Origin of the sequence: Flavobacterium sp. ZB4R12, assembly GCF_048276375.1 — a bacterium.
Taxonomy (GTDB): Bacteria; Bacteroidota; Bacteroidia; order Flavobacteriales; family Flavobacteriaceae; genus Flavobacterium; species Flavobacterium gawalongense.
In genome coordinates, this window is the sequence record NZ_JBLNKS010000001.1 from 279,015 (window position 1) to 292,056 (window position 13,042).

Here is a 13,042-nt window from a genome sequence, read left to right on the forward strand (position 1 = left end):
TATTTATTTATTTTCCTTCTTTGTCAAAGAAATAGCTTTGGTACAATGTACAATAAACGTAAATTTGCCACTCAATTTTTTTTGCAACCCTTTCAGGGTTCAAACCCTGAAAGGGTTAAATAAATACCTATTATGAAATACAATCCGAACGAAATAGAGGCCAAATGGCAGAAATATTGGTTAGACAACGCGACGTTTAAAGCCGAAAATAACTCAACAAAACCTAAATATTACGTACTTGATATGTTTCCTTATCCATCTGGAGCGGGATTACACGTAGGACATCCGCTGGGATATATTGCCTCTGATGTGTATTCAAGATACAAAGGACATCAAGGTTTTAATGTGTTGCACCCAATGGGTTACGACAGTTTTGGATTGCCTGCGGAACAATATGCTATTCAAACGGGTCAACGTCCGGAAGATACTACTTCGGTAAATATTGACGGAGGAACGGATAAAGAAGGAAATAAAATTGCCGGATACAGAAAGCAATTGGACAAAATTGGGTTCTCCTTCGATTGGAGCAGAGAAGTGCGCACTTCAAATCCGGATTACTACAAACACACGCAATGGATTTTCATCCAATTATTCAATTCTTGGTACAATAAAAACAGCGATAAAGCAGAAGATATTTCGACCTTAATTTCGATTTTTTCAACTGAAGGAAACGCAACTGTTAATGCAGTTTGTGATGATAATATTGAAGGTTTTTCAGCAAATGAATGGAACGCTTTCGCAAAAGAACAACAGGAGAGAATTTTGTTGCAATACAGATTGACCTATTTGGCCGAGACTGAAGTAAACTGGTGTCCGGGATTAGGAACCGTTTTGGCGAATGATGAAATCGTAAATGGTGTTTCAGAACGTGGTGGTTTTGCAGTGGTTCGCAAGAAAATGACTCAATGGAGCATGCGAATTTCTGCTTATGCGGAACGTTTGTTGCAAGGATTAAATGATATTGATTGGAGCGAAAGCATCAAAGAAAGTCAAAGAAACTGGATTGGAAAATCCGTTGGAGCGATGGTAACGTTCCCCCTCCTAACCTCCCCCGAAGGGGGAGGAACCAGAGTCGATAACTTTGGGGATAGTAAAGGTAATAATGGACATCAATTAAATGAAAGTCTTATTGACACAGTAAACGTGCCGTCTCCCTCCCCTTCGGGGAGGGTTGGGGTGGGGATTTTCACCACGCGTCCTGACACCATCTTCGGAGTTACGTTTATGACACTGGCACCAGAGCATCCTTTGGTTCAAGAAATAACAACTCCCGAATATTTAGATAAAGTAAACGATTATATTTTAGCCTCATCCAAACGTTCCGAAAGAGAACGCATGGCCGATGTAAAAACCATTTCAGGTGTGTTTACAGGAGCGTATGCGGAACATCCATTTACCAAAGAACCAATTCCAGTTTGGATTGGGGATTATGTTTTGGCGGGTTATGGAACAGGCGCTGTTATGGCGGTTCCTTGTGGTGACGAAAGAGATTATGCTTTTGCGAATTTCTTCAAAGGTCAAAACGGAATGCTCGAAATCAAAAACATTTTTGCAAATGTGGATATTTCTGAAGTGGCGTATGGTTCTAAAGACAATGTAATTATCGCCAATTCTGATTTCCTAAACGGATTGAATTACAAAGAGGCGACCAAAAAAGTTATCGAGGAATTAGAAAAATTAAACCAAGGAAAAGGAAAAACGAATTACCGTTTGCGTGATGCCGTTTTTTCTCGTCAGCGTTATTGGGGAGAACCGTTTCCTGTATATTATGTGAATGGCTTGCCGCAAATGATTGATGCGAAACATTTGCCAATCATCTTGCCGGAAGTAGAGAAATACTTGCCAACCGAAGAAGGTTTACCGCCTTTAGGAAACGCTTTGGTTTGGGCTTGGAATACGGAAACGAATCAAGTTGTTAATACTGATTTAGTCGACAATAAAACAATTCATCCCCTTGAATTGAACACGATGCCAGGTTGGGCGGGAAGCTCCTGGTATTGGATGCGTTATATGGATGCTGGAAATCCTAATGAGTTTGCCAGCAAGGAAGCCTTGGCATACTGGGAAAGCGTTGATTTGTATATTGGCGGAAGCGAGCATGCAACAGGCCATTTATTATATTCCCGTTTTTGGAACAAATTCTTGAAAGATAAAGGTTTTGCACCTACCGAAGAACCATTCAAAAAACTGATTAATCAGGGAATGATTTTGGGAATGAGTGCGTTTGTGTATCGATTAGACGGAACAAATACGTATGTTTCTAAAAATAAAATCGATGGACAAAAAGTGCAACCTATTCATGTTGATGTTTCTATGGTGAATACTTCGGATGAATTAGATGTTGAAAGATTCAAAAACTGGAGAGAAGATTATACTAATGCTGAATTCATCGCCGAAGAAAACGGAAAATACATTGTAGGTCGCGAAATCGAAAAAATGTCGAAATCCAAATACAATGTCGTAACGCCAGATGATATTTGTAACGAATATGGAGCAGATACATTGCGTTTGTATGAAATGTTTTTAGGGCCATTGGAACAAGCGAAACCTTGGAATACGGCAGGAATTTCGGGAGTTTTTGGTTTCTTGAAAAAATTGTGTCGTTTGTATTTTGATGATAATGGTTTGATTGTTAACAATGACGAACCAACCAAAGACAACTTAAAATCATTACACAAAACCATCAAAAAAGTGGCGGAAGATATTGAGAGTTTCTCTTTCAACACATCGGTGAGCCAGTTTATGATTTGTGTAAACGAATTATCAACTCAAAATTGTCATTCTCGTGCTATTCTGGAACCATTGGCGATTTTGATTTCGCCTTATGCGCCACACATTGCGGAGGAATTATGGTCATTATTAGGAAATACAGGTTCGATTGCCACGGTAGATTTTCCAATATTTGACGCGCAACATCTGATAGAAAGTAGCAAGGAATATCCGGTTTCTTTCAACGGAAAAATGCGTTTCACTATGGTTTTACCTTTGGATTTAACCAAAGAGCAAATCGAGGAAATTGTAATGAAAGACGAAAGAACCATCAAACAATTAGAAGGAAGAACACCAAACAAGGTGATTATTGTTCCGGGGAAAATTATCAATTTGGTGGGGTAATTCGGTCATCACCATGAATATATTTAAATCCAAATTCTAATAATAGAATTTGGATTTTTTTTTAAATTTAAGCAAATCCGTGTAAATCCGTTTAATCTGTGTTATCCGTGTTCCATTTCATGAATGCCAAATTGACATTGTAAAAAAATGGTTCAAAATTTGATGTTTTATTTTAAACATTAAAAAAAAATAAACAAAAATATGGGAATGAGTTATTTGATTCTTGCTGGAGCAATTATGTTGTTTAGCTGGTTAGTTAGTTCAAGACTGAAAAGCAAATTTGAACATTATTCTAAATTACAATTACAAAACGGAATGTCTGGCGCTGAGATTGCCGAAAAAATGCTTGCCGATAACGGAATTCGTGACGTGCGAGTAATCTCGGTTGCGGGACAGTTAACGGATCATTACAATCCAGTTGATAAAACGGTGAATCTAAGCGAGGCGGTTTATAACCAACGAAATGCGGCTGCAGCTGCTGTTGCAGCACATGAATGCGGACACGCCGTACAACACGCTGTGGGATACCAGTGGTTGGCTATGCGATCTAAATTAGTGCCGGTGGTTAATGTGGCATCAACCTATATGCAGTGGATTTTACTGGCTGGGATTTTGATGATTAAAACTTTTCCTCAGTTGTTATTAATTGGAATCGTAATTTTTGCGGCAACAACCTTGTTTTCGATTATTACTTTACCGGTAGAATATGATGCGAGTCATCGTGCTTTGGCTTGGTTGGAAAATAAAAGAATGCTGACGCAACAAGAGCAGGCTGGAGCGAAAGATTCTCTAAAATGGGCTGCAAGAACCTATGTAGTAGCTGCTTTGGGATCAATTGCAACGTTGTTGTATTACATTTCGATTTATATGGGCGGCAGTAGAAGAAATTAAATCCTTTAAAATATAGTAATCCGTCTTGTTTTTTAAACGAGACGGATTTTTTTGTCAAATAACCAAATTGACGATTAACCGATTAAACCAAAAAAACTAAAGCTGAATCTGTCTGTCAATTTGTTGGTCTAAGGAAATAAAGGTTTCTGTTCTGGAAACACCTTCAATAGCCTGAATTTTTGTGTTGAGTAGGTGCATTAAATGTTCGTTATCCCGACAAATAATTTTTATCAAAATCGACCAGTTTCCCGTAGTATAATGACATTCCAATACTTCGGGGATTTTTTTTAAATCTCTCACGGCTTCTGGGTTTCGAGCAGCTTTGTCTAAGTAAATTCCAACAAATGCCATCGTATTATAACCTAGAATCTTATGATTTACCGTAAATTTTGAACCCGAAATCACACCGGATTGTTCCAGTTTTCGCAATCGCTGGTGAATGGCAGCTCCTGAGATTCCTATTTTATTCGCGATTTGAAGAATTGGTTTCCGAGCATCTTCCATCAGGTCGCGTAAAATTTCTTTATCGATACCGTCTATTTCTACTATCAGGGAGTTGATTTTCATAAGTTGCTGTCTTAAACTAAAAAATGGAATTTAGTTTGAATTGAGAATCAAATTTAAGTAAAAAACAGTAAATAAACAGAAGTTGAGGATTTTAATTAAAAATCGGGGCATTAAAAAAGCCACGATTGTGATCGTGGCTTTTTGTAATTTTATCTCGAAAAGTAATTTTTCTATTTTCCTTTATTTGCTTCTGCAATGTATTTTTCTAAAGCCATTGTCATAGAAGGTGTTCCAGGAGTTGGAGCCATAATGTCTATACGTAATCCATGCTCTAAAGCTTCTTTTTGAGTTGTGCTTCCAAAAACTGCAATTCTGGTATTGTTTTGCTCAAAGTCTGGGAAGTTCATAAATAATGATTTTATTCCGGTTGGGCTAAAGAAAGCCAAAACATCATAATATACATCGGCCAAATCAGATAAGTCACTCATTACTGTTTTGTAAAAAACGGCTGGAGTCCAGTCAACTTTCAATGCATTTAGCGTTATTGGCGCATCGGCATTCAATTGGTCTGAAGCAGGTAATAAGAATTTTTCGTCCTTGTATTTTTTTATCAGCGGAGATAAATCGGCAAAATCTTTAGGACCTACGTAAATTTTACGTTTTCGATACACTACATATTTTTGCAGGTAAAAAGCAATGGCTTCTGATTGGCAGAAATATTTTAATCCTTCAGGAACTTTAAAACGCATTTCGTCAGCAACTCTGAAGAAATGATCAACAGCATTCTTGCTTGTTAAAATAATTGCCGTGTAATGATTAAGATCAATTTTTTGAAGTCTAATCTCTTTTGCATTAACGCCTTCTACATGAATAAAAGGTCTGAAATCAATTTTAACTTTATGCTTTTGTTGAAGCTCAAAGTAAGGGGAATTTTCCACTTTAGGTTCGGGCTGTGACACCAAAATTGTTTTCACTTTCATATTTTAACATTTTCTACGCGCTCCCTTTTGTAAACCAATAATACATAAAATAATAGGGGGCTATTTCAAGTGCGCAAAGATATAAAATAAAATAAAACAACTTACCGAATATTAAATTTTGATAGTTTTTTATTGAAATTAAATATGTTATTATGTTCATTATCAATATTATATAAATAATAAATAATGGAATATTTCTTGTTATTGTGTCGTAATAGAACAAAATGATATTGATTGGAAGTATAAATAATCCAATATAGGTCCTGTAAGTTACTTTTTGAAGGTTAAATTGTTCCACAAATTCCTCTATATTGAATGCTGTGCCAATAATTTTTTCTATTAAATATTTTGATAAAACAAAAAATATAAGGAAAGTAATTATTTGAATATATAGAATCCAATCTGTTTTTGAAGCATAGCCAAAATGACTCAAAGCCAGTTGAATAAAAAATGCAAAGGAAATAACCTGAACAAAAAACAAGGAAACGGTAAAGCCACTTTTAAGGTGACTGCTGTCTCTGTATATTTTGGTGTATTTATTTGAAAAAATTAAATTTGCAAAATCACCAAAACGATTTTCAAAAACGGATTTGGTAATAGCAATAATAGCAAAAGACAACACAAATAAAAGTGTAGCCCAGTCTTTATTTTCGGTTATTCTTGGATGAAGTACATGTTCAATCATAGCGATACAAAATTACTAATTTTTTACATCATTCTTTTTTATTATAAATTTATTATGAATCAAGTGGCATAAAAAGTTTACTTTTGCGTTGAAATTACTCAAAATATGAACGATTGTATTGTTATAATTCCTACCTATAACGAAATTGAAAATATCGAAAGCATTATCAGAACAGTGCTTTCTCAACACAAGCCTTTTCATGTTCTTATTATTGATGATAATTCGCCTGATGGTACTGCGGATAAAGTAGTTATGCTTCAGTCTGAATTTGAAAACAGATTGTTTTTAGAAAAAAGAGCTAAGAAATCGGGGTTAGGAACCGCTTACGTGCATGGTTTTAAATGGGCTTTGGAACGTAAATATGATTTTATTTTCGAAATGGATGCTGATTTTTCGCACAACCCAAATGATTTAGAAAAATTGTATGATGCTTGTCATTTAGGAGATGCCGATTTAGCAATTGGTTCCCGATATGTAACCGGTGTAAATGTGGTTAACTGGCCTTTAAGTCGTGTGTTAATGTCATATTTTGCATCCGTTTACGTTAAGTTAATAACCGGAATGAAAATTCATGATGCCACGGCAGGTTTTGTTTGTTACAAAAGACAAGTGCTGGAAAGTATCAATTTAAATAAGATAAAATTTGTTGGATATGCCTTTCAAATTGAAATGAAATACAGGACCTACTGTAAGAAATTCCAAATTGTTGAGGTTCCCATCATTTTTACGGATAGAACAAAAGGACAATCCAAAATGAGTAACTCTATAATTGTTGAAGCAGTTTTTGGGGTTATTTCACTTAGATTAAAAAAATTAGTCAACACATTATAAGAAGAAGATACGATGAACAGGATTTTAATTAAGAATGCCAAAATAGTAAATGAAGGAACGATTTTTGAAGGCGATGTATTAATTGAAGATGATTTAATTGTTGAAATTGCAGAAAGCATTAGCGCAAAATCTTCTCAATGTAAAATCATCGATGCCGAAGGGAATTACCTAATTCCGGGTGCTATAGACGATCAGGTTCATTTTAGGGAGCCGGGTCTTACGTACAAAGGCGATATAGAATCAGAATCTAAAGCTGCGATTGCCGGTGGAATTACTTCTTATATAGAGCAGCCCAATACGGTTCCTAATGCGGTAACTCAAGAAATTTTAGAAGAAAAATATCAAATTGCTGCGGAGAAATCCTATGCCAATTATTCTTTTATGATGGGTGCAACAAACGATAATTTAGAAGAAGTTCTAAAAACAAATCCGAAGAATGTTGCGGGAATAAAAATATTTTTAGGATCTTCAACGGGAAATATGTTGGTGGATAATGAAGCTACTTTAGAAAAAATATTCTCTAGTACGCCTATGCTTATTGCGGTTCATTGTGAGGATGAAACCACCATCAAAAATAATTTAGAAAAATACAAAGAAGAGTTTGGAGAAGATGTTCCGGTAACGGTTCATCATCTAATTAGAAGTGAAGAAGCCTGTTATATATCTTCTTCAAAAGCGATTGCTCTTGCTAAAAAAACAGGTGCGCGTTTGCATATTTTCCATCTTTCTACAGCAAAAGAAATGGATTTGTTTACCAATAAAATTCCATTGGAAGACAAGAAAATTACTGCCGAAGTTTGTATTCATCATTTATGGTTTACCAATGATGATTATGCAACCAAAGGCAATTTAATAAAATGGAATCCTGCAGTAAAAACTGCTAATGACCGAAAAGTATTATGGGAAGCGTTACTTGATGACAGAATTGATGTGATTGCCACCGATCACGCACCACATACACTGGAAGAAAAGAAACTACCGTATCTTAAAGCTCCTTCTGGTGGGCCATTAGTGCAACATGCTGTCGTGGCTATGTTTGAAGCACATCATCAAGGTAAAATCAGTATTGAAAAAATTGTTGAAAAAATGTGCCATAATCCGGCTAAGATTTTCAAAATAGAGAAGCGTGGTTTTATAAAAGAAGGGTATTATGCCGATTTGGTTATTATAAATTCAGGTTTGCCATGGAGCGTTAAAAAAGAGAATATTCTTTCTAAATGCGGGTGGTCACCATTTGAAGGATTTACTTTTAAATCCAGAATAACGCATACTTTTGTAAACGGACAATTAGTGTATACGGCCTTTAAAGTAAAAGAAATTCGTGCTGGAAAACGATTGTTATTTGATAGATAAAAGGCAAAAGATGAAGAAAATAATATCACTTTTAGCGATTATTTCAGTACTTGTTAGCTGTAAGGAGGAAGTTGTAAAAAAACCGGATCGTCTTATAGAAAAAGAAGTGATGGTTAATATTATGTATGATTTATCGTTGCTGGAAGCTATTAAATACCAAAATCCAGCTTCTTTGGATACATTTAAAATAAATCCGAAAAAATATATTTATAAAAAATATAAAATTGATAGTTTGCAATTTGCGCAAAACAATACGTATTACGCTTCTAATTATGAAGAATATGCGAATATTATTGTTCAAGTAGAAGATAGGTTAACTAAAAAGAAAGCAGAGATAGCCGCCTTGATTAAGGCTGAAGCAAAAAAGAATAAGAATAAGAAAAAAACTGTTGTAAAACCAGTTTCACCAACAACCAAACTGATAGATTCATTGGAAATCAATCAAAGAAAAAGGCTTTAGTTACAAAGCTGAAATTTCTTTAATGTATTGATGAATGTTTGAAAATTCAGTATTCAAAACGGTTGTAATTTTTTCATTGGAATACTCATTTTTAGAATAAGATGCTTTTGCAGTAGCGCTAGTTAGTTGCCTCTTTTGCATAAAAACATTCGATAGTATCCAGTCAATCCTCCAGCTAATCTCCATAAACAACGGCTTAGCATGGATGGTAGGTCTTTTTGCAAGGAGAGAATCGGCAATGCTGTTCAAGATATCTCGGAAAACGATATTTTTTGCAATTAATGTGAATCGTTCATTATGAATTTCACTTTTCATTAATTGAGCTGCAATTCGGACTACATCAGGTACAGCAACAAATCCAGTACTTCCTAAGGTATAAAATAACAATCCTTTTTTAACTTTTGCAAAAAGTTGCCCGCTTCCCTGTTCCCAAAAACCGGGACCAATAATAACACCAGGATTTAAAATTATCACTTCCAATCCTTCCTGTTGCCCACGCCATATTTCCATTTCGGCACCGTATTTAGAAATAGCATAATCGCTGTGTGGTTTTTCTGGATTCCATTCGGTTTCCTCGGTAACCACTTTCTCGTGAGAAGCTAAATCGCCAAGTGCGGCAGTTGAACTGACAAAGCACAGTTTTTTTATAGTATTGGCAATACAAAAATTGACAATATTTGCGGTTCCTTCAATATTGATTTTTCGAATTAAATCTTCGTCTTTTGGATCGAAAGAAATCAAAGCGGCGCAATGATAAACATAATTGATTCCCTCAAAAGCATTTTCTAACGCAGGAATGTCAGTGATATCAGCTTGAATCCATTCGATAGTATCAAATAAATCCAATTTCCGGTATAGACTAAACAGGTTTTTTGTCTTTTCGATGCTTTTTGTATTGCGATAAATGGCACGGACATTTTCTCCACTTTCAATTAAATGAAGCAATACATGCGCACCTACTAAACCTGTTCCTCCTGTGACTAAAATCATGCTACGAAAATACGAATAATTTTTTTCGAATAACCTAATAAACAAATAACCGAATCCACAATAAATTTTATCTTTGTGCAAATTGATTAAAAAAGATGAAGAATTTTATTGAAGAAGTGACTTGGAGAGGAATGCTCCACGATGTTATGCCCGGTACAGAAGAACATTTGATGGAACAAATGCGTGTGGCGTATGTGGGAATTGACCCAACTGCCGATTCATTGCATATTGGACATTTAGTTGGAGTAATGTTATTGAAACATTTTCAACTATCCGGACACAAACCATTAGCGTTAGTGGGTGGTGCAACAGGAATGATAGGCGATCCATCAGGAAAATCGAATGAAAGAAATTTACTTGACGAAGCGACTTTGCGTCACAATCAAGAAGCTATAAAAGGTCAATTGGCTCGTTTTTTAGATTTTACTTCCAATGCACCAAATGCAGCAGAGTTAGTGAATAATTACGACTGGATGAAGAATTTTTCATTTCTTGATTTCATTCGGGATATTGGAAAGCACATTACGGTAAATTATATGATGTCGAAAGATTCAGTAAAGAAACGTTTGTCTTCTGAAGCTGCCGAAGGAATGTCATTTACGGAGTTTACGTACCAATTGGTTCAAGGATATGACTTTTTACATTTGTACAAAAATAAAAATTGTACACTACAAATGGGTGGAAGTGACCAGTGGGGAAATATCACCACAGGTACGGAATTAGTGCGTAGAATTGCAAGTGGAAAAGCATATGCATTGACTTGTCCGTTGATTACAAAAGCGGATGGAACAAAATTTGGAAAATCAGAAGGGGGAAATATTTGGTTGGATTCAGCCAGAACTTCTCCTTATAAATTTTACCAATATTGGTTGAACACATCGGATGTTGATGGGGAGAAATATATTAAGATTTTTACTTTCTTATCGAATTCAGCAATTGAGGTTTTAACTGAAAAACATAGAGAAGCGCCGCATTTACGTTTGTTACAAAAACGTTTGGCAGAAGAAATTACGGTAATGGTGCATTCTAAGGAAGACTTAGAAAATGCTATTAAAGCTTCGAATATTTTGTTCGGGAATTCTACTTCAGATGATTTGAAACAATTGGACGAAGCGACTTTCTTAGATGTTTTTGAAGGTGTTCCTCAAGCAGAAATTACAAGAAACGAAATTGAAGCGGGAATTGATATCATTGCTGTTTTGAACGAAAAAACAGGTTTTATGAAATCTAATGGAGAAGCAAGACGTGCTTTGACTGCTAATTCTATATCCGTAAATAAAGAAAAAATAAAAGAAGATTTTGTGCTTTCTGCCAAAGATTTAATCAACAATCAATTTGTGTTGTTACAAAGTGGCAAGAAAAATTATTTTGTCGTTAGAGTGGTTTAATAGCTTATTCGTTTAATCGTTGATTTGGTTAACCGATTAACCGAATAAACAAATTACCAAATAAACTTTTCGACTTATTTACTTAACAAACAACTAAAGGTTAAATGTTAGCAGAGGCGAATTCCCCTCTTGAGAGGGGTTAGGGGTGTGTTTTTCTTTAAAATGCAAATATTTCATTTTGTTAATGATGCTCTAAAGTATTTACAGTCGTTAAAAACAACAATAAAGTTTGAGTTCATTAGACTTAATATTAGTCTTTAAGTAAGTAACTCGATAAACTTTAAAGAACCATTAGGTTACAACCTCGAATATCAGAATTATCAAAACGTCCCAATACCTCGAAAGAGTTGTTGGGATTTTTTTTACCCAAATCCTGCGTGGCGATAAAAGAACAGGAATTGATATTAGCCAAATCGATTACGTTAATTCCGCCTGTTTTTCCGTCTTGAATGTAGGTCAAAGCATCTTCGGTATCGCGAATGAGGATTTGCATCCACGAAGGGCATTCAAATACGCCATTTCCTAAAGAATACGCTTGGGATAATAATTCGGTCATCCCATATTCAGAATGAATCGCCGAAACGCCAAATCCTTTACACAGTTGTTCGTGTAATTCTTCCCGAATCATTTCTTTTCGTTTGCCTTTCATTCCACCCGTTTCCATGATTATGGTGTTTTGCAGTTGGAATTGGTGTTTTTTTTCTGAAAGTTCAGTTGTTTGCCTAAGGTCATCAAGAACCCTCTTTTTTTTATCTGAAAAAGAACTTTTTCCATTGAGGGTTTCAATCAAATCTAATAAAGCATAAGTGACACCAATTAAAATGACATTTTGTCCTGCCTGATCTAAAGCAATTAGTTTCGCTATAAGTTCATCATGATTGTGAAGGTAAAAACCGCTTTCCGGATGATTGGAAAGTGCAATCAAATCTTCAACCATGTAAATCAATGACGAGCCTTCTCTTTCAAGATAAGAAGGGAGCAATGCCAAGACAACATAATCTTCGATGTTTCCATAAAACTGAGAAAATCCTTTTCGATAACTTTCTTCATATACGGAAGCGTCAGTGACTAAATGCTTACTGGTGATCATTCCGGTTGTTCCGCTACTCGTAAATGTTTCTTCAATCGCGTTTGCATTAGAAACTACTTGATGACTTTTGAAAAACTGAATAGGTAAAAAGGGAATTTGATGTAATGATTTTACTTTTTGTACATCGACTTTTAGAAAATCGCAAAATTCCTGATACACCAAGTTGTTTTCGTATTGAAAACGAAACACTTTTAAGGCTATTTTTTCAAATTGCTTTTGGCTTGAAATGGCAAATATATCGGTAGTTGTAATCAAGAATTTTTTTTACAAAAGTAAGTAAAAAATTTGTAGGCACTTTACCACTCAAAGTCTTTGCAAGCGCTTTACTCCATTTGGTAAAAACCAGCCGCGTTTTATTATAAAAAAAGCCCCAACAGAATTGGAGCTTTTGAATTTGTCAGTGATAATTATTATCGCACAATTAATTTTCTCGTAGCAGATGCATCATTTTCATTTATTTTGATGATATAAACACCTGGAGTAAGATTTGAGACATTTAGTTCTCTTGAACTAATCATTGTTTGGAGTACTTTTTTTCCTAAAACATCAAAGATAATTATTTCTTTGTCTAAGTCGTTTTTTGAAGAAATGTAGACTTTACCATTGCTTACGGGGTTTGGGTACAAGCTTAGACCCTCTATCGAAGCAGTTTCTTGTGTTCTTGGCTGTTGCTTATTTTCTTGAGCGGTGAGGCTCATAGAAAAGAAAAAAACCAATAAGATAATAATATAAAAGTAGTTTTTTGCCATGATA

The 13,042-nt window shown here is 35.2% G+C and carries 12 protein-coding genes; 6 read left to right on the forward strand and 6 right to left on the reverse strand.

All coding sequences use genetic code 11. The annotated features are described in order from the left end of the window. Window positions 1-132 precede the first annotated feature (132 nt). Both ACNO7W_RS01135 and ACNO7W_RS01140 read left to right on the forward strand, forming a co-directional pair. Complete coding sequence (locus ACNO7W_RS01135) at window positions 133-3,114, forward strand: leucine--tRNA ligase (RefSeq protein WP_417936695.1); 2,982 nt, start codon at window positions 133-135, stop codon at window positions 3,112-3,114. 201 nt (window positions 3,115-3,315) lie between these two features. Further along, a complete protein-coding gene (locus ACNO7W_RS01140) occupies window positions 3,316-4,005 on the forward strand; it encodes a zinc metallopeptidase (RefSeq protein WP_417936696.1) in 690 nt (229 codons plus the stop codon). A 96-nt stretch (window positions 4,006-4,101) separates the two neighbouring features. On the opposite strand, the gene ACNO7W_RS01145 is transcribed toward ACNO7W_RS01140, so the two are convergent. The 3 genes from ACNO7W_RS01145 to ACNO7W_RS01155 form a co-directional block, all read right to left on the reverse strand. Next, window positions 4,102-4,572: an Lrp/AsnC ligand binding domain-containing protein gene (locus ACNO7W_RS01145; RefSeq protein ID WP_143387568.1), complete on the reverse strand. Its 471-nt coding sequence runs from the start codon at window positions 4,570-4,572 to the stop codon at window positions 4,102-4,104. 170 nt (window positions 4,573-4,742) lie between these two features. Next, window positions 4,743-5,492 (reverse strand): uroporphyrinogen-III synthase, encoded by a 750-nt coding sequence (locus tag ACNO7W_RS01150; RefSeq protein ID WP_143387567.1) that lies wholly within the window; start codon window positions 5,490-5,492, stop codon window positions 4,743-4,745. Between the two features lie 13 nt (window positions 5,493-5,505). Continuing rightward, complete coding sequence (locus tag ACNO7W_RS01155; protein WP_417936697.1) at window positions 5,506-6,177, reverse strand: DUF4271 domain-containing protein; 672 nt, start codon at window positions 6,175-6,177, stop codon at window positions 5,506-5,508. 105 nt (window positions 6,178-6,282) lie between these two features. Between ACNO7W_RS01155 and ACNO7W_RS01160 the strand changes: the two genes are divergently transcribed. Genes ACNO7W_RS01160 through ACNO7W_RS01170 form a run of 3 tightly spaced genes read left to right on the forward strand, consistent with a single transcriptional unit; the run spans window position 6,283 to window position 8,821 of the window. Next, window positions 6,283-7,008, forward strand: coding sequence for a polyprenol monophosphomannose synthase (locus ACNO7W_RS01160; protein ID WP_417936698.1), 726 nt, complete (start codon window positions 6,283-6,285; stop codon window positions 7,006-7,008). Between the two features lie 12 nt (window positions 7,009-7,020). Then, complete coding sequence (locus ACNO7W_RS01165; protein ID WP_144064824.1) at window positions 7,021-8,361, forward strand: dihydroorotase; 1,341 nt, start codon at window positions 7,021-7,023, stop codon at window positions 8,359-8,361. Between the two features lie 10 nt (window positions 8,362-8,371). Further along, entirely contained in the window at window positions 8,372-8,821 is a 450-nt protein-coding gene (locus ACNO7W_RS01170) for a DUF4296 domain-containing protein (RefSeq protein WP_144064823.1), read from the forward strand. Here the strand turns inward: ACNO7W_RS01170 and ACNO7W_RS01175 are convergent, their stop codons facing one another. Next, window positions 8,822-9,811: an NAD-dependent epimerase/dehydratase family protein gene (locus tag ACNO7W_RS01175; protein WP_417936699.1), complete on the reverse strand. Its 990-nt coding sequence runs from the start codon at window positions 9,809-9,811 to the stop codon at window positions 8,822-8,824. Between the two features lie 95 nt (window positions 9,812-9,906). Here ACNO7W_RS01175 and tyrS point away from each other — a divergent pair, with 95 nt between their 5' ends. Beyond that, the gene (tyrS, locus tag ACNO7W_RS01180; RefSeq protein WP_417936700.1) at window positions 9,907-11,199 is read left to right on the forward strand and encodes a tyrosine--tRNA ligase; all 1,293 of its coding nucleotides are present in this window, start codon (window positions 9,907-9,909) and stop codon (window positions 11,197-11,199) included. 280 nt (window positions 11,200-11,479) lie between these two features. Here tyrS and ACNO7W_RS01185 read toward each other — a convergent pair whose 3' ends face one another. Both ACNO7W_RS01185 and ACNO7W_RS01190 read right to left on the reverse strand, forming a co-directional pair. Further along, window positions 11,480-12,544 carry an acyl transferase gene (locus ACNO7W_RS01185; RefSeq protein WP_417936701.1) on the reverse strand — a complete coding sequence of 355 codons (1,065 nt, stop codon included), beginning with the start codon at window positions 12,542-12,544 and terminating at the stop codon, window positions 11,480-11,482. A gap of 155 nt (window positions 12,545-12,699) precedes the next feature. Next, window positions 12,700-13,038, reverse strand: a complete 339-nt coding sequence (locus tag ACNO7W_RS01190) for a T9SS type A sorting domain-containing protein (RefSeq protein ID WP_144064819.1) — start codon at window positions 13,036-13,038, stop codon at window positions 12,700-12,702. Window positions 13,039-13,042 lie beyond the last annotated feature (4 nt).